The 20173-nt window shown below is 70.7% G+C and carries 19 protein-coding genes; 6 read left to right on the top strand and 13 right to left on the bottom strand.

What is annotated here, in order from left to right; translation table 11 throughout:
- Positions 1–113: 113 nt before the first annotated feature.
- The gene (locus ABT078_RS19980; RefSeq protein WP_351229449.1) at positions 114–1694 is read right to left on the bottom strand and encodes an acyl-CoA mutase large subunit family protein; all 1581 of its coding nucleotides are present in this window, start codon (positions 1692–1694) and stop codon (positions 114–116) included.
- 210 nt (positions 1695–1904) lie between these two features.
- Here ABT078_RS19980 and ABT078_RS19975 point away from each other — a divergent pair, with 210 nt between their 5' ends.
- Entirely contained in the window at positions 1905–2750 is an 846-nt protein-coding gene (locus tag ABT078_RS19975; RefSeq protein ID WP_351229447.1) for a L,D-transpeptidase family protein, read from the top strand.
- Positions 2751–2954: 204 nt separating this feature from the next.
- Here ABT078_RS19975 and ABT078_RS19970 read toward each other — a convergent pair whose 3' ends face one another.
- Positions 2955–4088 carry a hypothetical protein gene (locus tag ABT078_RS19970; RefSeq protein ID WP_351229446.1) on the bottom strand — a complete coding sequence of 378 codons (1134 nt, stop codon included), beginning with the start codon at positions 4086–4088 and terminating at the stop codon, positions 2955–2957.
- The gene (locus ABT078_RS19965; RefSeq protein ID WP_351229545.1) at positions 4088–4792 is read right to left on the bottom strand and encodes an RNA polymerase sigma factor; all 705 of its coding nucleotides are present in this window, start codon (positions 4790–4792) and stop codon (positions 4088–4090) included. The genes ABT078_RS19970 and ABT078_RS19965 overlap by 1 nt, the downstream gene beginning before the upstream one ends.
- 439 nt (positions 4793–5231) lie before the next feature.
- On the opposite strand from ABT078_RS19965, the gene ABT078_RS19960 reads away from it, so the two are divergent.
- Positions 5232–7517 carry a peptidoglycan recognition protein family protein gene (locus ABT078_RS19960; protein WP_351229444.1) on the top strand — a complete coding sequence of 762 codons (2286 nt, stop codon included), beginning with the start codon at positions 5232–5234 and terminating at the stop codon, positions 7515–7517.
- 903 nt (positions 7518–8420) lie between these two features.
- Here ABT078_RS19960 and ABT078_RS19955 read toward each other — a convergent pair.
- The 4 genes from ABT078_RS19955 to ABT078_RS19940 all read right to left on the bottom strand — a co-directional run bounded on the left by ABT078_RS19955 (position 8421) and on the right by ABT078_RS19940 (position 10427).
- A complete protein-coding gene (locus tag ABT078_RS19955) occupies positions 8421–9023 on the bottom strand; it encodes an RNA polymerase sigma factor (protein ID WP_351229442.1) in 603 nt (200 codons plus the stop codon).
- Between the two features lie 94 nt (positions 9024–9117).
- Positions 9118–9549: a hypothetical protein gene (locus tag ABT078_RS19950; protein ID WP_351229440.1), complete on the bottom strand. Its 432-nt coding sequence runs from the start codon at positions 9547–9549 to the stop codon at positions 9118–9120.
- A 252-nt stretch (positions 9550–9801) separates the two neighbouring features.
- Complete coding sequence (locus ABT078_RS19945; RefSeq protein WP_351229438.1) at positions 9802–10224, bottom strand: ATP-binding protein; 423 nt, start codon at positions 10222–10224, stop codon at positions 9802–9804.
- Positions 10224–10427 (bottom strand): hypothetical protein, encoded by a 204-nt coding sequence (locus ABT078_RS19940; protein ID WP_351229436.1) that lies wholly within the window; start codon positions 10425–10427, stop codon positions 10224–10226. The genes ABT078_RS19945 and ABT078_RS19940 overlap by 1 nt, the downstream gene beginning before the upstream one ends.
- Before the next feature lie 172 nt (positions 10428–10599).
- On the opposite strand from ABT078_RS19940, the gene ABT078_RS19935 reads away from it, so the two are divergent.
- Together ABT078_RS19935 and ABT078_RS19930 are read left to right on the top strand one after the other, a co-directional pair.
- Positions 10600–11454, top strand: coding sequence for a helix-turn-helix domain-containing protein (locus ABT078_RS19935; RefSeq protein WP_351229434.1), 855 nt, complete (start codon positions 10600–10602; stop codon positions 11452–11454).
- Positions 11435–11635 (top strand): DUF397 domain-containing protein, encoded by a 201-nt coding sequence (locus tag ABT078_RS19930; RefSeq protein WP_351229432.1) that lies wholly within the window; start codon positions 11435–11437, stop codon positions 11633–11635. Before ABT078_RS19935 ends, ABT078_RS19930 begins: the two co-directional genes overlap by 20 nt.
- 26 nt (positions 11636–11661) lie before the next feature.
- On the opposite strand, the gene ABT078_RS19925 is transcribed toward ABT078_RS19930, so the two are convergent.
- The 5 genes from ABT078_RS19925 to ABT078_RS19905 all read right to left on the bottom strand — a co-directional run bounded on the left by ABT078_RS19925 (position 11662) and on the right by ABT078_RS19905 (position 15598).
- Positions 11662–12372, bottom strand: a complete 711-nt coding sequence (locus tag ABT078_RS19925) for a hypothetical protein (RefSeq protein ID WP_351229430.1) — start codon at positions 12370–12372, stop codon at positions 11662–11664.
- Positions 12369–12947: an RNA polymerase sigma factor gene (locus ABT078_RS19920; RefSeq protein WP_351229543.1), complete on the bottom strand. Its 579-nt coding sequence runs from the start codon at positions 12945–12947 to the stop codon at positions 12369–12371. Before ABT078_RS19920 ends, ABT078_RS19925 begins: the two co-directional genes overlap by 4 nt.
- Before the next feature lie 226 nt (positions 12948–13173).
- Complete coding sequence (locus ABT078_RS19915) at positions 13174–14043, bottom strand: hypothetical protein (RefSeq protein WP_351229428.1); 870 nt, start codon at positions 14041–14043, stop codon at positions 13174–13176.
- Between the two features lie 282 nt (positions 14044–14325).
- Positions 14326–14805 carry a hypothetical protein gene (locus tag ABT078_RS19910; RefSeq protein ID WP_351229426.1) on the bottom strand — a complete coding sequence of 160 codons (480 nt, stop codon included), beginning with the start codon at positions 14803–14805 and terminating at the stop codon, positions 14326–14328.
- Positions 14806–14818: 13 nt separating this feature from the next.
- On the bottom strand, positions 14819–15598 hold the full coding sequence (locus ABT078_RS19905) for a polymorphic toxin-type HINT domain-containing protein (RefSeq protein WP_351229424.1): 780 nt from the start codon (positions 15596–15598) through the stop codon (positions 14819–14821).
- Between ABT078_RS19905 and ABT078_RS19900 the strand changes: the two genes are divergently transcribed.
- Both ABT078_RS19900 and ABT078_RS19895 read left to right on the top strand, forming a co-directional pair.
- Complete coding sequence (locus ABT078_RS19900; protein ID WP_351229422.1) at positions 15588–16103, top strand: MmpS family transport accessory protein; 516 nt, start codon at positions 15588–15590, stop codon at positions 16101–16103. The genes ABT078_RS19905 and ABT078_RS19900 overlap by 11 nt on opposite strands.
- Positions 16104–16385: 282 nt before the next feature.
- Positions 16386–17972 carry a peptidoglycan recognition protein family protein gene (locus tag ABT078_RS19895; protein WP_351229420.1) on the top strand — a complete coding sequence of 529 codons (1587 nt, stop codon included), beginning with the start codon at positions 16386–16388 and terminating at the stop codon, positions 17970–17972.
- Between the two features lie 79 nt (positions 17973–18051).
- Here the strand turns inward: ABT078_RS19895 and ABT078_RS19890 are convergent, their stop codons facing one another.
- Complete coding sequence (locus ABT078_RS19890; protein WP_351229541.1) at positions 18052–20103, bottom strand: galactose-binding domain-containing protein; 2052 nt, start codon at positions 20101–20103, stop codon at positions 18052–18054.
- Positions 20104–20173: the final 70 nt, after the last annotated feature.

The raw sequence follows: 20173 nt of genomic DNA, 5'->3' as shown, positions 1-20173 counted from the left end.
TGTCGCACAGGGGTGCGACACTCCGCCGTTGCGTTTCGCATGGCGGGAAGCCCCGCCACCTGGAGACGCGACGAGAGACGAGAAGCGGGACCCGAGAGCGAGACGCGAGACGATCAGAACGCGTCCGTCGGGACGTACGTCCCCCACACCTCCCGCAGCGCGTTGCACACCTCGCCGACCGTCGCCCGCGCGCGCAGCGCGTCCTTCATCGGGTAGAGCACGTTGTCCGTACCCTCTGCGGCCTTCTTCAGCGCGGCGAGGGCGGCGTCGACCGCGGCCTGGTCGCGCTCGGCGCGCAGCTTCGCGAGCCGCTCCGCCTGCTGGGCCTCGATCGCGGGGTCGACGCGCAGCGGCTCGTACGGCTCCTCCTCGTCGAGGGTGAAGCGGTTGACACCGACGACGACCCGCTCGCCGCTGTCGGTCTCCTGCGCGATGCGGTAGGCACTGCGCTCGATCTCGCTCTTCTGGAAGCCGCGCTCGATGGCGTTGACCGCGCCGCCGAGCTCCTCGACCTTCGCCATCAGCTCCAGCGTCGCGGCCTCCACGTCGTCCGTCATCGACTCGACGACGTACGAGCCGGCGAACGGGTCCACGGTGGCGGTGACGTCGGTCTCGTACGCGAGGACCTGCTGGGTGCGCAGTGCCAGGCGGGCCGACTTGTCCGTCGGCAGGGCGATGGCCTCGTCGAAGGAGTTGGTGTGCAGCGACTGGGTGCCACCGAGCGCGGCGGCGAGGCCCTGGACGGCGACGCGCACGAGATTGACCTCGGGCTGCTGGGCGGTCAGCTGCACGCCCGCGGTCTGGGTGTGGAAGCGCAGCATCAGCGACTTGGGGTTCTTCGCGCCGAACTCGTCCCGCATCACCCGCGCCCAGATCCGGCGCGCGGCGCGGAACTTGGCGACCTCCTCGAGGATCGTCGTGCGTGCGACGAAGAAGAAGGAGAGACGGGGCGCGAAGTCGTCCACATCCATCCCCGCGGCTACAGCCGTTCGGACGTACTCGATGCCGTCCGCAAGGGTGAACGCGATCTCCTGCGCGGGCGAGGCTCCCGCCTCGGCCATGTGGTAGCCGGAGATCGAGATCGTGTTCCACTTCGGGATCTCGGCCTTGCAGTACTTGAAGATGTCGGCGATCAGCCGCAGCGAGGGCTTGGGCGGGAAGATGTAGGTGCCGCGGGCGATGTACTCCTTGAGCACATCGTTCTGGATCGTGCCGGTCAGCTTGTCCGCGGGGACGCCCTGCTCCTCGCCGACGAGTTGGTAGAGGAGCAGCAGGAGGGCGGCAGGAGCGTTGATCGTCATCGACGTGGAGACCTTGTCCAGCGGGATCCCGCCGAACAGAACGCGCATGTCGTCGAGGGAGTCGATGGCCACACCGACCTTGCCGACCTCACCGTGCGCGATGGGGGCGTCGCTGTCGTGGCCCATCTGGGTCGGCAGGTCGAAGGCGACGGACAGGCCCATCGTGCCGTTCGCGATCAGCTGCTGGTAGCGGGCGTTGGACTCGACGGCGGTGCCGAAACCGGCGTACTGCCGCATCGTCCACGGGCGGCCGGTGTACATCGACGGGTAGACACCGCGCGTGAAGGGGTAGGAACCGGGCGCGCCGAGCTTCTCGGCCGGGTCCCAACCGTGGAGGGAGTCCGGCCCGTAGACCGGCTCGATGGGAAGTCCCGATTCCGACTCGCGCGCCATGTGCTGTGCCTCCCGCTGGAACTACTGCTGATGCTGCTATTACCGACTGGTACCGACCCTCGCGACGGACTGTAGCGGCGGGCGTGCGGCGCGTGGAGTGGCGCACGCTGGGACCTTCCTCACAGGATGCTCCCACCGTCCGCAACCAAGCACGGCCGGGAAGCATCCCTACTGATACACAACCGTCCCGGGGGGGCACGTATGCGCCGAATGTCTGTACTGCACAGAACCATGATGGCCGCCGTCGCCGTGGCGCTCGCCGCCGGTTGCAGCGCCCGGGCCGCGGGGGGCGGCGAGGCGTCTGCGAGCGGTACGCCGTCGAAGGGGCCCGCCGCGTCGGCCGACCCGGTCACGGACGCGAAGCCGAGCTCGGTACCGTCGCCCTCGCCGTCTCCGGCGGACGCAAAGCCCTCGGCCCCGGCGCCCGAGCCGATCATGAAGGAGGGGACGGAGAGCGAGCAGGTACGTGAACTGCAGGCGCGGCTCCGTCAGATAGGTCACTTCCACCGCTCGCCCACCGCGTTCTACGGCTCGATGACCGCGAAGGCGGTCCGCGGCTTCCAGACGAAGCGCGGGCTGACGGCGACCGGCTCGGTCGACGCCACCACCTGGGCGCAGCTCGTCGCGATGACACACCCGCCGACGGCCGCCGAACTGCGCCCGCCGACGACCAACACGCTGGACAAGCCCGACGCACGGTGCATGACGGGCCGGGTGCTGTGCATCAGCAAGGAGAGCAGGACGCTCGCCTGGATGATCGACGGCAAGGTCGTCTCGGCGATGGACGTGCGCTTCGGCTCGGAGAACACCCCGACCCGTGAAGGGTCGTTCCGCGTGGACTGGAAGGCCAGGGAGTGGACGTCGACGATCTATCACACGCCGATGCCGTACGCGATGTTCTTCAGCCGCGGCCAGGCGGTGCACTACTCGGCGGACTTCGCGGCCCGCGGCTACAACGGCGCGTCGCACGGCTGCGTCAACGTCCGCGACAAGGGAAAGATCGCGGCGGTCTTCGACCAGGTGAAGGTCGGCGACAAGGTGGTCGTCCACTGGTGACGGTCGAAAGAACAGGGGGCGCGGGCGGGACCGGGGGAACGTGTCCCGCCCGCGCCGAGTGCGCCGAGCCGTAGGTACGGGGGGAACCCCGGCTCAGGCGCCGCCGATGACCAGTCGGCTCACTTCCTACTGCGCCGTAGCGCCGAAAAACGTCACACCTGGCCGGAAGTTTTTCTGCGGGAAAGGAAAACCGCAGGTCAGGGGTTACGCGGCAGTCAGTACCAAGGTGGTGGGCGCCGGACGGGAAGGCAGGCTCGGGACGGACGGACCCGGGAGCGACGGTGCGGGCAGCTGGACCGGGGGCGCCGGCCTGACGGGAAGTACCGGCTTGACCGGCTCGACCGGGAACGCGGGGTGGGCAGGCTCGGCAGGGAGGGCCGGGGGTGCGGGGTGGGCAGGCTCGGCAGGGAGGGCCGGGGGTGCGGGGGACCCGTCGGCGTCGTCGTCCCCGCCGGGGTCACCGTCGTCGCCGTCGCCGTCGCCACCGCCGTCGCCGTCACTGCCGCTTCCGCCGTCGTTGCCGTCGCCCGACGTGCCGTCGCCGCCGGACAGCACCCGGTCGCAGAACCGCCCGATCCTGTCCGCGCCGTTGGCCGCGTCCTCCAGGCGGCGCCTGCGGTCCTCGTCGAGCCGCCCGCTCCGGTAGTCGCGGCAGGCTTCGACGGTCTTGCGGTACCGATCGCCGAAACCGTCGCGGTCGTTCCCGGAGGGCTGGTCCGTCCGGCCGTCCTCACGGCCGCCGCCGCCTGCCCCCTTGTCGAGGCCCGTCCCGCCCGTGGGCACGGATGCGCCCGAGGACGGGGGTGCCGACGGGCTGCCCGGCCCGGACGAGGGCGCCACCGGAGTCGTCACCCCGGCGCCGTCCGTCGGTACGTCGGACACCAGAGGGCCCGGGGTGACGGCGGCCGAGACGGAGGACGCGGGCACAGGGTTGCGGTCGCCGCCGAAGGGAGTGGGGAGCAGACCGGTCCCGGCGGCGACGGCCACACCGCCCACCGCGAAACCGGCGAGCGAGGCGGCCAGTCCCCAGCGCGCGGGCCGGGCCCAGCGGACCGGCCGCGACGACGCGGGTGCCGCGAGCTGCACGGTCGGGAGCAGTTCCGCGCCGCCGCCGTCGCGCGCCTTGCGGAAGGCCGCGAGGGCGGCCTCCTCGCCGCGCAGCGGCTCCGCCGCCGGTGTCCCTCCCGGCCCGGCGCCCAAAGTCCGTACGGCGTCGAGCGCGTCCGCGAGCCGGCGGGCCTGGTGCTGTGTGTGATCGCCGATGGACTCGACCTGCTCACCGCGCAGCAGTCGCTCCGCCGCATCCTGGTCGAGCCACTGGTACCGCTCGTCGGCCATCACATGTCCTTCTGCGTCCGCGGACGCGTATGCGTCACACCGGCCGAGCGTGCCGCTCCGGGGCGGAGGCCGCGCTGCGGCGGTACAGCGCCGAGTTCCGAGCCGCGTCCGAGAGTATCGCCGGCCCCGTTGCTCATGTGACCGCCGGGCTCGCCGCCCGCGTTGATGAGCTCGGCGAGCCGCTTGAGTCCTCGGTGCGCGGCGGTGCGTACCGCGCCGGGCCGCTTCCCGAGTGTCTTGGCCGCGCTCTTCGCGTCGAGGCCGACGACGACGCGCAGCACGACGGCTTCGGCCTGGTCCTGCGGCAGTTGGGCGATCAGTTCCATCGTCCGGCCGGTGGCGAGAGCCTCCATGGCCTCGTCGGCGGTGTCGGACTCGGCGGGCTTCCCGGTGAGTTCGGTCTCGTCGCCGCCGATCGCCGGGCGCCGGCCCCGCATCCGTATGTGATCCAGCGCACGGTTGCGGGCGATCCGTGCCGCCCAGCCGCGGAACCGGTCCGCGTCCCCGCTGAACCGTTCCAGGTCCCGCGCTATCTGCAGCCAGGACTCGGACGCGACATCCTCGGCGTCCGGTTCGCCGACCAGCGTGCGTATGTAGCCGAGCAGCCGCGGATGCACGGCGCGGTACACAGTCCGGAAAGCGTCTTCGTCTCCGTCCTGAGCCGCGAGCACCGCGGCGGTCAGCTCCGCGTCGTCCCCCAGCACTCCCACTACCCGTTCGTCATCGCGGCTGGTCACCACCACCGCACGCCCCTTCGCGCAGAAGCACGCTACGTGCCTACCGCTGGGTACGTCCATGTCTTGTACAACTTGCAACATTCTGCTGCAGCCGTGCGTGTGACAGAAAACGCACCCCTGGCGCTGTAGGTAGTACGGGGTCGCTCAGCGGCCCCGGCGGACGACGACCGGGGCCTCTCCTGTGGGGGGTGGCGGCCCCGGTCGTCCTTTCCGGACTTCCCGCCGCAGAACCCCGCACCGCTTCAGGCCGCCATCGGAGCTGCCTCGCGAAGGCGTGACGGCACATCAGATTCCGCTCGGGTCAGGACGGCCGTGACGAATCGCGACCGCCGTGCGCTGGGGTAAGCGCTCACACCCATGCACCGCCCGCCCGAACCACAGCGAACCAAGGGATTACGTACCGTTCATGAGATCTCGTCGCATATGGGTCACGGCTGCCACTGTGGTGGCCGGACTCGCCGGAGTACTCGTCTTCGAGGGGGTGACCGGCGGGCCTTCGGCGGACGCCGGTCTGGAGAACAAGGCCGGACCGGTCAAGGCAGATTCTCGGACAACTGCTTTGAAAATGGACGGCGGTGGCCGTAAGGCCTCGCTGCCCCGGCACGACACCGAGCCCTTCAGCATGCTCGGAGTGACGTGGACCGATCCGGCCGCCCGGGTCACCGGCACCGTCGAGGCACGCACCCGCGCGGTCGGCTCCGGGAAGTGGTCCGACTGGCTGAAGCTGGACGGCGACAGCGGCCCGGGGGAGAGCTCGGCCCGGCGCGGAGGAACCGAACCCGCCTGGGTGGGTGCGTCCGACGGAGTGGAGGTGCGGGTCACGGCGGGCGGCACGACCTCGTCCCGCCTTCCCGCCGGGCTGCGCCTCGACATGGTCGACCCGGGCAAGGGCGGCGGCTCGGCGATGGAGCCCGCCGCCTTCGTGGCGGAGGAGACCGTGACCCCGACTCCGACGTCGGAGTCCCCCGTCCCCGACGACACGACGTCGGCGCCCACGTCATCGGCTCCGGTCGAGGAGCCGACGGACACGCCGACGGACACACCGACGGACACGGCGTCGCCGAGCGCGACGGCATCGGAGTCCGCCCCGAGCGAGTCGGCCTCGCCCTCGGCGCCGGCCTCGTCGTCGCCCGCCCCCACGGCCACGGCCCCGACGGCCCCGCCGTCCACCGCCCCGCGCCCGCCGATCACCTCACGGGCGGGCTGGGGAGCGGACGAGTCGATCAGCCCGGAGGAGCCGGGCTATCTGCCCGGCGAGAAGATCAAGGCGGTCGTGGTCCACCACACGGCCGAGAGCAACACCTACGCCTGCGCCGATGCCCCCGCCGTGGTGCGCGGCATCTACACGTACCACGTGAAGCAGCTCGGCTGGAAAGACCTCGGCTACAACTTCCTCGTCGACAAGTGCGGGACGGTCTACGAGGGCCGCAAGGGCGGCGTCGACCTGCCCGTCCTGGGCGCCCACGCCTACGGCTTCAACACCGAGACGACCGGCATCTCCGTGCTCGGCACGTACACCGACGCCGCTCCCTCGCAGGCGGCGATGACGTCGGTGGCCCGCATCGCGGCCTGGAAGCTGGGCCAGTACGGCGTCAGCCCGACCGGGACCGCGACGCTCACCGCCGGTGCCGCCGGCCAGAACTACTTCGGCGCCACCTGGGCCCAGGGCGCCCAGCGGACGCTGCCGGCGATCCACGGCCACCGTGACGGGTACAACACGCAGTGCCCGGGCACGGCCTTCTACGGTCAGCTCGGCACCATCCGCAGCTGGGCCGGCGGCCCGGTCACCGGACTCACCGTCAAGTCCGTCACCGGCGGCGGCGTGTCCGGTTCGACGTACTACACGAAGGCGGGCATCACGGTCGGCTGGTCGGCCTCGACGCCCGCCGCGCTGATCGGCAGGTTCGAACTCCTCGTCGACGACAAGGTCGTGGCGACGGCTGCCGGCTCGGCCACCTCCGCCAAGGCCACACTTGCGGTCGGCACCCACAAGGTGGCGGTGCGGGCGGTCCACCAGTCCGGGAAGACGGCCACCTCCGCCGCCGCCACGGTGGTCGCCGAGACCACCGCGCCGGTCTTCACGACGAAGCCGTCGCTCGCGCTGCGCACGGGCACGGTGAACACCACCGCAGTGCCGCTCACGCTGTCCTGGAAGGCGAGCGACACCGCGGCCCTGAAGGAAGTGCGGCTGACCGCGCCGGTCGCCAAGACCTACGGCCCGACGGTGACGAGCGCCGCCCACACCGCCAAGTCCGGTGTGGCCACGGCCTGGAACATGACGGCCTACGACCAGGCCGGCAACACCGCCGCCGCCTCGGTCTCCGGGACACCGGTGATCCTGCAGGAGACCTCCGCGGTCCGGAGCGGCACATGGTCCACCAGGTCCTCGACGAGCTATCTCGGCGGCAAGTCCTACTCCGGCACCGCCAAGAACGCCTCCCTGACGTGGACGTTCACCGGACGCTCCGCGGCCTGGGTCGTCTCGCGCGCCTCCACGTCGGGCCAGGCGTACGTCTACGTGGACGGAGTGAAGGTGGCGACGGTGGACCTCAAGTCCGCCACCACCAAGTACCGTGACGCGATCTGGACGAAGACGTGGACCACATCGGCCAAGCACACCGTCAAGATCGTGGTGGTCGGCACGGCCGGCCGTCCGACGGTGACGACCGACGGACTCGTCTACCTCAAGTAGTCGCGTGAGAACGGCGCCGCCGCTCACCCGCATCGCCGGGTGAGCGGCGGCGCCGTTTCGTCTCCGGGTGTTCGGCGCCGGGTCAACGGGCCGTCCTGGGCCCCTGCTTCGCTGGTGCTCCGGTGACGCCGGGACCTAACTCCTTGGCCGGCTCGCCGGATCCGGGGCTGCCTTCCGGACTGTCCTCCGGGCTGTCATCCGCGGGCTGTTGCGGGCCTTCCTGAGGCACCTGTGCCGAGCCCCGGTCCCGTACCGAATCACGGCCGGACTGCGGCCCCTGCCCGGCGGTCAGCCGCTCGCAATAGGCGCGTACACCCTCTGGACCGCCGGCTTCCGTTTCCAGCCTTCTCATGGCCTCACCGCGGGGCGGAAAGCCCTTGCGGTCCAGGGCCGCCAGATATGTGCGGCAGCGGGCGGCATCGGCTTCTGCGGCATGAGGAGGCACGGTCGGAGGCACGGGCGCGGCGGGGCCCGACGGCGAGTCCGTGGGACCCGCCGCGTTCTCCGCACCCCGCTCCGTGTCACGGGTCTCCCCCTGGCCCGGCTGATCAGGACCGGGCGTCGCGGAGGAGCTCTGTCCGGGCCCCGGCTCCGTGCCGGCCCCGAACGGCGTGGGGATCACGCTGTTCCCTGCCGCGACCGCCACGCCACCGAGCGCCCCCACGGCCAGACTCGTGAGCAGCCCTCGGACGAACAGAGATCCGCGGCGCCGCTCACGGGCGGGCCGCCAGTCGTCCCGGGCACGCCGCCACCGCGCCGGTGCGGCGTGCAGGCCCTCGTCCCGCGCCACGCGAAAGGCCGCGACCGCCCGCTCCTGAACGGCCGCATCGGGCGTGCCGCCGCGGCGTGCCGCATCGAGGAGAGCGCCCAACTCCGGGGTTCGGACGTCTTCCGGCTCCGGCTTCATCGTTCTCCTCCCCTCCCGCCCCGCCCTGCGGGCGTCTCGCCGCCCGGGGCTCCCGTGTGTGCCAGTTCCCCGGCGAGTCTCTTCAGTCCGCGGTGCGCTGCGGACCGTACCGCCCCCGGCCGTTTGCCCAGCACCCGCCCCGCCGCCGGACCGTCCAGCCCGACGACCACGCGCAGCAGCACCGCCTCGGCCTGGTCGCGGGGCAGGCTCCCGATGAGCGCCAGCGCCCGCTCGGTGGCCAGGGACTCCATCGCCGCCAAGGCGGTGTCGTCCGGGTGCGGCAGCTCCAGCAGGTCCTGCTCCAGGAGCGAGGGGCGTGGGCGCCGCTGCTGTCTGCGCAAATGGTCCAGGGCCCGGTGGCGGGCGATCGTCGCCGTCCAGCCGCGGAACCCCGCCCCGTCCCCACGGAAGCGCCCCAGATCGCGGGCTATCTCCAGCCACGCATCGGACGCCACGTCCTCGGCCTCCTCGCCGACCAGCCCCCGCAGGAAGCCCAGGAGCCCCGGCTGCACCATCCGGTACGCGCGCGCGAACGCCTCCTCGTCCCCCTGCTGGGCCCGCTCGACGGCAGCGCCGAGCTCCCCGTCGTACGCGCGCACTCTTCCCTCTTCGTACCGGCCGGCCGCCGGACACCGTGTCCGGAGGCCCGCTGCCCCGGCCCGCGCGGACGCCTCACGTCGCGTCACGGAGAACTCAGCACGACACCGTCCGGCGTACCCGGCCATGGAGCTGGAGATAGAGCCGCTGCACGGACTCCTCCGTGCCCGCCTCGAACCGCTTGACCACCTTGCCCAGCGGATTCCAGACCCTGCCGTCGGGCATCCGGACGCCGACCGGCTGCCCGAAGAACTCCCGCTGCTCGGCGTCGAAGTCGATCCACTGCGCGCCGGCCCGGCGCACCATGACCTCGCCGACGTACGCGCCGAGACCGCGCAGGACTCCGTCGACCTGCACCCGCTCGGGACGGCCCCGCCGTAGTCCGTCGACGACGAAGTCCACGATCCGCAGGCTGGCCACGGAGTAGTCGAGCGGCAGCCTGTTCCGCTCGGTCAGCTGCGCGACAAAACGGGAGACGTACGCGCGCATGTCCTGCGCGCCGGGCAGTGTGCCGAAGTCGCTGTCCATGTCTGATCAAGCGACAGCGCTTTCATGAGTATCACGGGAGACACGCGTATCCGTTGTCACACCAGAAACTTCCACCACCCGTACAACCTTTGCCGAGCTTCAGGCGTCGAGGGCAGTCGGTCGCGGGCCGGCTGTCGCCGGTCGCGCGTCAGCCGATCGCGATCTCGTGATGTTTCGGCGGCGGCATGCGCTGGGTTGAACGTGCCGGGATGGACCGGCGCGCCCACAAGCCGGCGTGACCCGGCCGGGCCCTCAGGACGGCACGTACGTGACGTGCGAGGCCCCCGCGCGAGGGGACGCCGGGCCGGCCTCGGGCAGTTCGCACCAGACGGTCTTGGTGCCGGGCCCCTGGTCCACGCCCCAGCGCAGGGCCACCGCGTCGAGGAGGGCGAGGCCGCGGCCGGTCTCGTCGCTCTCGGCGGCGCGGCACAGGACGGGCGAGGCGCGGGGATCGGGGTCGGTGACCTCCAGTCGCGTACGGCCGCCTTCGGCGGCTCGGACGACGCGGACGGTGACCGGCACGCCGTCGCCGAGGTGGCGGATGACGTTCGTGAGCAGCTCGCTCACGCACAGCTGGAGGTCGGCGCAGGGGACGCCGACGTACTCGCGCACGGTGCGGCGCACTTCGGGCACGGCCTTCGGGGTCGCAAGGACGTCGAGAGTCAACGGCAGCATCAGACGGTCCCCTTGCGCAGGGCGGCGAGCAGGGCGCGAGCGGTGGTCAGATTGCAGTTGCCCAGTGCAATCAGCGGCCGGGTAGGGCAGCGGGCCGCGAAGGTCGGCAGGTCGATGCCGAGCGACGGCAGCGTGATGCCGTGGGCGGCGAGTGCGGCGCGGAGCTGGTCGATGCACTCGTCCGCGTCCGTCGTGTCGTACATGGAAAACGCCTTCCTGTGCGCTCTGTGACGAATCACTCACACAGTGACGCGACAGCCCCTACCGTGAAAGGGGTTCCGATTCCCGGCCGTGAACAGCGCGAACTCGACGCGCAGTTGGGACTGCGCGGGGAAACGGCGGGAACGGTCGGGTAACAGCACCAGGCGGTGAACGATGGCACGACGCAAGGACATCGACGGATCGGCGGGCGTCCCCACCTTCTACGGCAAGGAGCTGCGCTGGCAGCGGGAGGAGGCCGGGCTCACGCTCCAGCAGCTGGTGGAGGGCAGCTTCTACGGGCCGAGCCATCTGAGCGAGATCGAGCGCGGCGAGCGGCGGATGCCGGCGGAGCTGGCGGAGCACGTGGACCGGGCGCTGAAGACGGACGGCTTCTTCAAGCGGCGGTGCGAAGACGTAAGGAAAGCGAGGCGGCGAGGGCACGCGCAGTACTTCGAGCGGGTGCTGGAGGCGGAGAAGCACGCGAAGACCATCGAGGAGTGGAGCCCGACGCTGATTCCCGGTCTCCTGCAGACGGAGGCGTACGCGCGGGCGTTGGTGCAGGCTGCGATGCCACTGGCCCCGAACGAGGAGGTGGAGGAGAAGGTCGGCGCCCGCATGGCGCGCGGCCATCTCTTCGAGGACGACCACAAGACCCCGATGTACTGGGCGATCCTGCCCGAGGTGCTGCTGCGCCAGCCGATCCTCCCGCCAGAACAGACGGCGGAACAGCTGTACCGCATCGCGGCGTTGGGGAGGCGTCGCCGGATCGTTCCACAGATCCTTCCGTGGAACTGCGGCCCGCACCCGCTCATGATGGGGATGGTCAAGGTCATGACCTTCCCCGACGCCCCTCCTCTGGTCTACCAGGAGTCGCAGCACAGTGGCGACACCATCGACGATCCGGCACTCGTGGAGGAGTACCGCAGGTCGTACGATCTGCTGAGGGCCGCCGCACTGCCACCGGAGGCGTCCCTCGCCATGATCGAGAAAGCGGCTGAGGATTACCGAAATGGCAAGCAACCGGATTGACTTGAGCGCTGCCGTCTGGCGCAGGAGCAGCTACAGCAACGGCACGGGCGGAGACTGCGTCGAGATCGCCGACGGCCTCCCCGGTGTCGTCCCCGTACGCGACTCCAAGGTGCCGGACGGCCCCGTCCTCATGGTCCCCGCGGGCGCCTGGGCCGCCTTCGTCACCGCCGTCAAGGCGTAACCGCGAGGCTCCACGCACCGCCCGAGTCACTTCGGGCGGTCGGTCGGCTTCACCGGCTCGTGTCCCTTGGACGGCCTCCCGGCCTCCGGACCGTCCTTCGGGCCGCCGGGCTTCTGCTGCTCGTCGGCCAACAGCCCCTCGCACCACACCCGTACAGCCCCCGGACCGCCGGCCTCCGCCTCCAGACGCGCCATCGCCTCACCGCTCGGCGGCACGCCCTTCCGGTCCAGCGAATCCAGATAGACGCGGCACAGCGCATCGTCCACCGCGGAGCCCGCCGCGCCCTGCTTCTGCCCGGGCCCGCCGGAACCTGTGGATGTCCGGGACGGCGTGACCGAGGCTCCCGGTGCCTCCGTCTCCTCCGTCGTCCGGCTCTCTGTCGGCTGCGGCCTGTCCGGAGCGGGCTCCTCGCTGCCGCCGAACGGCGAGGGGATCGCACCGTTCCCCGCCGCGACGGCCACGCCACCCAGTGCTCCCATGACCAGGCCCGCGATCAGCCCCCTGACGAGCAGACGACCACGGCGTCGCTCGCTCGCCGGCCGCCAGTCCTCCCGTCCGCGCAGCCGCCACCACGGCACCGGTGCGGCGTGCAGACCTGCGTCCCGCGCCGTACGAAACGCCGCGAGCGCCCGCTCCTGCGCGGCCGGAGACGGCGCACCGGGACGACGCGCCGCTTCGAGCAGCGCGTCCAGCTCTGGGGTGCGGGGCTCTTCCCGTTCGTCCCGTTCCCGTGTCATGTCGTCTCGTCCTTCAGCGCACGCGCTCGCGTGTGGGCCAGTCGTTCGGCCAGTCTCTTCAACCCCCGGTGTGCTGCGGATCGTACGGCCCCGGGCCGCTTGCCCAGTACCCGTGCCGCCGCGGGCCCGTCAAGACCGACGACGACCCGCAGCAGCACGGCCTCGGCCTGGTCCTGAGGCAGACTCCGGATCAGCGCCAGCGCCTGCTCGGTGGAGACGGACTCCAGGGCCGCGTCGGCCGTGTCCCGCCCGCCCGGAAGTTCGAGCACGTCCTGCTCCAGCAACGACGTCTGCGGCCGTCGGCGCTGCTTGCGCAGATGATCCAGCGCCCGATGCCTCGCGATCGTCGCCGTCCAGCCCCGGAACCCCGCGCCGTCCCCGCGGAAGCGCCCCAGATCGCGGGCGATCTCCAGCCACGCATCGGAGGCGACGTCCTCCGCGTCCTCGCCGACGAGTCCCCGGAGGTACCCGAGCAGCCCGGGCTGCACCACCTGGTACACCCGCACGAACGCGCCCTCGTCCCCCTCCTGAGCACGCGCAACGGCGACGCCGAGCTCCCCGTCGTACGCCTCCACACTTCCCTCTTCGTCTGTGCCCCGGAGCTCCCGCACACCAGCAGCTTCAGCTCTGCACCTGCTGAACGAACTCCTACGCCCCCACCTCGAACAGTCCGACCACCTTACCCAGGGGTTCTGACATCGGACCGTCGAGCACCTGAATCCTGGTCGCACGTGCGCCCGTCGCGACCACTGCCGTTCGACGACATGATGGTGCGGGGCCTGAAGGGAGAAGCGGCCCGGATCAGCGCAGACCCGCGGGCAGCTCGATCCGCCCGTCGTACGTGCCCCGGTTCTCTTCCCGGACGTCGTGCTCGTACGCGATGTCCTCACCGCCCGCGTAAGGGACGAGGATGCCGAACTCGAAGTGGTGGCTCGTGATCCGGTACGTCGCCGCATCCAGGACCAGGACCTCCTCCAGCCGGGACAGGGTCAGCTGCTCCTTGTTCACCGGGACACCGGCCTTGCGCAGCTGCTCGGCGGTGGGGTCGAACTCCCGCACCGCCTTCTTCGCCCACGCCCGGTCCATGACGGCGGTCAGTTTCTGCTCGCCGCCGGTGACCCGGAGTTCGATCGTGCCGTCAGTCTTGGACAGCTTCACGTCGCCACCGCCTGCGGCCTGCGCGTACGTCCGGAACTCCTCGATGACCGCCACCGGGTCCTCGGTCTTGTTCTCCATCTCGGGGTCGGAGGCGGGCGCGTGCTTCCACGCCGCGCCGTCCTCCTTGAGGTACGCCGTGCCGTCGACGACGTAGATCTCCTCGCCCTTCTTCGTCCCCTTGCTGCTGGTGCTGACGCCCTCGGAGTGCAGCGACCCGGGCTCCGTACCGCGCCGGACCGTGGCCCGGTAGGTGGCTGCGCTCTGCTGCCCCTGAAGAGTCAGCCCCTCCCGGCCCGTGACGGAGAAGGTCCATCCGCTTTCGCCGGCCATCGCCTTCTCGGCGAGGTCGAGGAAGTCCTCCGGCGACTCGGGGCTCTGGGGGGACGGCTCGGCGGACGGCGCCGCCTCGGGATTCCTCGCGGCGGCCTCTGCGGGCCCCTCGTCCGCACCGCAGGCGGCGAGCGGCAGCATGAGCGGGAGAACGAGTGCGGCGGTAAGGCGGCGAGTGCTCATGGATCTCTTCCTTGCGTGAGGGCGGGGCGCGCGGACTGTACAGCAACGGTCAGCCCGCGATCACGCCGGAACCCATTACGCGCGAATCACCAGGAATATCCGCCTACTCGCACCAAAACGGTCTTGCCATGGGGCCGGGGCGGGCGTCTGCCGCTGCCCGACGAGAGTTCAGCTGCAGGGACGAAGCGATGACCCGGGCAGCCCACAAGGACGAGGGGCGCACCACTCGGCACGTTGGCCGGGCAGTGCGCCCCTGTCCTGCGATCTGCTGGTGTCCTGCTGCTATGCCCTGCGCAGCAGATCTTTCTGGAACCGGATCGCCTCGACGCAGCGCGCGTTCGAGCGCTCAGCCTCGGGGGTCACCTCGTCGATCTCCTCACGGTCGACGATGCCTTCGTAGCAGTACGAGAGGATGGTGTAGAGACCATCCGCCGTGAGCCCGCCGTCCGCACTGTCGAAGCAGTCGGTCACGGCGGACAGCAGATGCGCCGTCCCTTCCTCCTCCGTCTCCTCATAGACCTCGTCGACTTCCTCGAGGAAGCCGTCCTCGCGTTCCACCTCACCGCTACCCGCGGCAAGCGCAGCCCGGCACGCGACCAGGCCCCGCTCGATCAGCGAACGAGTTGCCTCGTCCTCGACGGGAGGCCGCATCGTCGAGTACGACCACGCAAGTGCCTCCACCGCGGTCGACAGACGCTGCACCGCGTCCATCGCTTCGATCAGGGGCAGCTCCGGCTTCATCTCGTAGTCCCAGAGAAGCATGGCGCCCTCCCTCTCACTCGATGAGATTGATGTCCGGATAGTTCCCTATGCGAGCGCGGCAGTTCTGCCGATTCGGACCGCACGCAGGTCTCGAGGGCGCGGCCCTACCATTCGCGGGTAGCCGCCCCTGATCCACCGCGTTCATCATGATCTGCTCGGCGTCGGTCTGGTCCTTCCCGGTGAACTTCCTGCCGAAGATCCGCTTGTACTCGAGCTTCTCCGCCATCTCACGGATGGCCGGCGAGGTCTTGTTCCGGTTGACGGTGTAGACGAGCTCGCCGTTGAACTCACCCGTGGAGACCGTCATCTTGTTGAAGGCGAACTCCGCATCCTCGGGCGACTTCTTGCCGACCCGCACCTGCTCGTGGATCTTCTTCGCGTCCGCGAGCAGTTCCTCGTCGGCCTTCTTCGGCGCGCTCGGCTTCGGATCCGGTGCGGCCGGGGCGTCGCCTCCGCCGTCGGGACCGCAGCCGTTCTCGTTGTGTACGAGAACGGGTACGGCACCCGCCGCCACGTAGTAGCTGTGGACACCGTCGACCGTGAGGTTGTAGACGTGGGCGTGCCGGGACGAGTGCTCGACCGCCGTGATCTGCACCCAGGTACCGGACGAGGTCCGCAGCCACATGCCGGACTTGAGGGCCTCGGCCTTCACCCAGCGGCCGAAGTCCGGCAGCCAGTACAGATGGGCGTCGGTCGAGGTGATCTTCCGGGCCTCGTCGCCTCCGTCGCCGTCGGCGTCGACCGTGAGGGTCACCAGGTCCTTGAGGGACGCGTTGTTCCGGGTGTCGGTCACCTCGCGGACCGAGGTCGCCCCCGTCCCCGCCCCCGAACTCGCCGAGAAAGCGGCGCTGGGGAACGTGGAGAACAGGAACTCCGGCGACCGGCGCGGACTGTTGATCGCCGCGGCCGTGCTGCTCGCCTGCAGCGGACTCGTCGGCTACGGCGTGCTCACCACGGAGGACCAGCAGCCGAAGCCGCGCGCGGTGCCGACGGCCGAGGTGACGTACGAGGTCACGGGGTCGGGCACCGCCGAGATCTCCTACCTCGGCCACAGCGAGTCCGGCACGGCCACGGTCGAGACGAGCGTCACGCTCCCCTGGAAGAAGTCGGTTCAGGTTCCGCTCGGCAAGAACCCCACCGTCGGCATCGTCCTCGACGGAAAGGGCGGCCAGGCTTCCTGCACGCTCGCCGTCCGCGGCAAGCACGTCCAACGGTCCACCGCGATGGGCGGGTTCGGCCGCGCGACGTGCACGGGCCAACTGCCCGCCGCCGACGGGGGCGGCAGCGACCGAGGCTGATCCCGGCCACCCACCTTCCGGACGCATGGCGAGCAGCGACGCGCACTGTCCGGTTTATCCGCTCGGGTGCCACGCAACGCGCCCGTCGTGTATAACCGCTGCGCCGCCAGCCGGGAAATGTGGATTGCAACTCTCCATATCTGACAGGTGATTGCAGCGTTGCGCGTGTGCGCGGATGCGCAGATGCACTGCCGCTGCCTCGGTTTCCCATTCGGCGGGTCATCAACTGCGTACGAGGGATGGGGCATGAGTCCGAGAGGAACCCGCGCACGGCGGGCGAGCGTGAATAGGCGTGCGATCTGGCTGGCGGCGGGAGTCGTCGTCCTGGGTGGCACGGGGGTGACGGCAGTCGCCGTCTCGGGGGCCGCCGACGACGCCGGGGCCGGCCCCGGGGAGCGTCCCGCGAAGGCGCATGTGCTGGCCATGGACGGCAAGGACCCGAAGAAGCGCACGCTCCCGCGCACCGAAACACAGATGTTCTCGCTCGTCGGCGTCTCCTGGAAGGACAGCGCCGACACCTTCGAGGGCACCGCCCAGATACGTACCCGGAAGGCCCCCACCGGTGAGTGGACCGAGTGGCGCGATCTCGACTTCGACGTACGGGCGCCGGAGTCCACGGAGGGCAAGTCCTCGGGTGTGCGCGGTGCTTCGGAGCCGCTGTGGGTCGGACCGTCGGACGGCATCGAGGCGCGGGTGCTGGCGGACGGCGAGGAGACCGCCGTGCCCACGGCGCTGCGGATCGACATGATCGACCCGGGCGAGACCACCAAGGGCAAGGGAAACGGCGGGGGCAAGGGAAGCGGAAAGGGCAAGCCCACGGCCTCGCCCGATACCTCGCAGACCCCTGTCGACCCCGCGCCGCAGCCCTCGGAGTCCACGCCCGGCACGGCGCCCACGGACGAGCCCACGACCGCTGCCCCCAGCGCCGACCCCGGGGACACCACCGGCGGCTCCGGCGGCGAGACCTCGCAGCCTCCCACCGAGGAGCCGACCGGCACGCCACCCGCGCCCGAGGAGCCCGCTCCGTCCACCGACCCGGGTACGGATCCGACGGACGAACCTACGGACGGCCCCACCGAGGCGCCCACCCAGGAGCCCTCCGAACAGCCCTCAACACCGCCCGCCACCAGCGAGGCCCCTGCGGAGCCGACGCCGAGCACCGCGCCTTCGGAGGAGCCCACGGACCCCGACCCCACCGTCGACCCGAGCGGCACCCCCGAGCCGAGCGAAAGTTCTCCGGCCACGCCCACCGCACCCGCCGCGCCCGCCATCGTCAGCCGCGCCGACTGGGGCGCCGACGAGACGCTCGTCCAGGACCCGCCCTCCTACCTCGGCAAGGTCGACGCCGTCTTCGTCCACCACACCGCAGGAACGAACAACTACACCTGCACCGACTCCCCCGCCATCATCCGCGCGATCCTCACCTACCACCTGCAGACCAACGGCTGGAACGACATCGGCTACAACTTCTTCGTCGACAAGTGCGGGACCGTCTTCGAGGGCCGCGCCGGCGGCATCGACCGGCCCGTACTCGGCGCCCACACCTACGGCTTCAACAGCTACTCCTCCGGCATCTCCCTGCTGGGCGACTACGAGAACGGCGGCACCCCGACCCCCGAGGCCAAGCAGGCCATCGCCGACGTGGCCGCCTGGAAGCTCGGCCTGCACGGCGTCGACCCCGAGGCGAAGGTGACGCTCACCGCCGCCGCCGACACCGGCGTCTGGACGAAGGGCCAGGCGGCCACGCTCAACACCATCTCCGGACACCGCGACGGATACGCCACGCTCTGCCCCGGCGCGAGCCTCTACTCCGCCCTCCCGGGAATCCGTACGGCAGCGGGCAGTTCCCCGTACGCCGCCGGAAACTGACGAGCACGACGACAACCGCGACGCCGGCGGCCGGGGCTCTTCGACTGAGCCCCGGCCGCGGTGCCCCACGCCCGCGTTGTCAGCTGCTGTGGACCCCGACCTCGTGGAGGGAGTAGCCCCATCCGGTGCCGCGTTCCAGCCCGTGAATGCGTACGTAACGGGCTGATGTCTCCGTGAACCGTGCCGTGTCCAGGCCGCCGTCACCGTCGGTCGTGGACCACACGGTCCGCCAGTTCGTGCCGTCGGTGGAGACCTCGATGCGGTACGCCTTCCCGTAGGCGCGCTCCCAGTCGAGGCTGACGCGCGAGATCGGGTGCGGGTCCCCGAGGTCGATCCGGAGCCACTGGTCGTCGCTCCAGTCGCTCGCCCAGCGGGTGTCGGCCCTGCCGTCCACGGCCCGGTCGGGCGCATAGCTGGTGAACAGGCTCCACTCCGACGAGCTGGCCGACGCGGCGCCGCCCGAGGCGAGGTTCACCCCCGGCTCGTGGTTCTCGGACGCCTCCCAGGTGGTGAGGTAGGACTCGGCGCCCCGGAAGAGGTCGTCCACGACGTCCTGTCCGCCGACGACCCGGATGTCCTCCAGCCAGTCCGGGACGAGACCGTAGTGCGCGGCTCCGTCGCTGTTGATGTCCCACGTGCGCTCACCGGTGGTCTGGCGGTCGATGACGGCGCCGCCGTCGGCACTCCGGAAGGGGTAGCGCACCGGGTTCGAGGTGTCCGCGCCGCGCGGGCCCGGCCAGCCGCCGACGCCGTTCATGTCGGTGCCGTAGCCGTATCCGACGCCGTACTTGTCACGCAGCGCCTCCGTGCGCTTCGCCTCCCCGATGAACCCTTCGGAGCCGTGCATGTACTGGGCGATGAAGCCACCCAGACCGTAGACCCGCTCGGTCCAGTTGAGGTCCATCCAGCTGTGCGAGGAGATCACGCCGGCGTACGACTCCGACTCGAGGATGTCGAGGGCGCGGCCCGTGGCCTTGACGCTCATGTGGTCGATCTCCAGCATCATCCCGCGCTCCATCATGCTGCGTACCGCGTATTCGCCGAGCTCGGTGAGACCGCGGGTGTTGCACTGCGCGTCAGCGGCGTACGACGGGACCGACACGCCCGGCGGGAGTTCCTTCTCGGCTTCGGGCGCCGACGCGAGGCCGATGGGGTTGTCGTGCTGCGGGCCCGTGCACGTCTCCGTCTTCCAGAAGGTGCCGGTCGACAGGAACTGACCGACGTTGATGGCCGTGCCGAGGGTGCCCTCGTCGAAACGGACACCGCACAGGGCGTTGTCGAACTTGTGGCACAGGAACATGCTGCGTACGCCGAGGCCGTGCAGCTCGTCGAGACCCCGGTCGATGTCGTCCTTGCCGCACTGGGCGATGTCCAGGATCTGCTTGCAGCCGAACGGTTCGGAGGTCTCCACCCCCAGGACCACGGCAAGCTTGCCCTGCTCGATGACCTCGCGGGCCTGCGCGCTGTCGGTGACGATCCTGAACCAGCCCTTGCCGGGGCCGCCGTACATCCGGTCGATGTAGGCCTGCAGGTCGTATGTCTTCTGCGCCTGCAGGCGGATGGAGGTCATCTCGTCGCAGCTGCGGTCCTTGAAGAAGTAGACCGAGCAGATCACGCCGTTGGTGACGAGGTCGTTGACGAGCACCCGCTGACCGCCGCGCCAGGCCCGCTCGACCCAGGCGTAGTAGTTCTGCTGGTGGGTGAGCGAGTCATGGGCCGGCCAGTCCTTGAACGTCGGCCACCCGTTGGGGTCGTGCCTGCCGTCCCCGCCCTTGGTGATGAAGTCGAAGACCGCGAGCGAACCGTCGGGGTAGTGCTCGGGACAGTCCTTGAGCGCGTCGGCGATGCCCTGCTCGGAGAACGTCTTGCCGCAGATGAGCCGGCCGCCGAAGGCCTCGTTGGACATCAGGTGGTTGTGCGCGTCGACGAAGCCCCGCACCCGGCCCTGGGAGTCGGTGCCTTTGAAGGGCTCCCCCGTGACATCGATCCGGGAGTCGGGTGTCGGCCGCGCGGTCGGCGTCCACCAGTCGGCCCCGGCCCCGGCTTCGGCGCCGGCCTCGGCCGAGGAGGAACTGGGCCCCGTGCCGAGGACCAGGGCAACAGCGGTGAGGAGCAGCACCAGTACCGTGATGGGCCGACTGCGTGTGCGGTGCGAGCGTCGATTCGTGGTCGTCACTCATGCCTCCGGTGTCATCGCTCAG

It is taken from the genome of Streptomyces sp. NPDC002133, assembly GCF_040296405.1.
Lineage (GTDB): Bacteria > Actinomycetota > Actinomycetes > Streptomycetales > Streptomycetaceae > Streptomyces.
The sequence above is the reverse complement of the archived record's forward strand: the minus strand, read 5'-3'. Positions and strand labels throughout refer to the sequence as shown.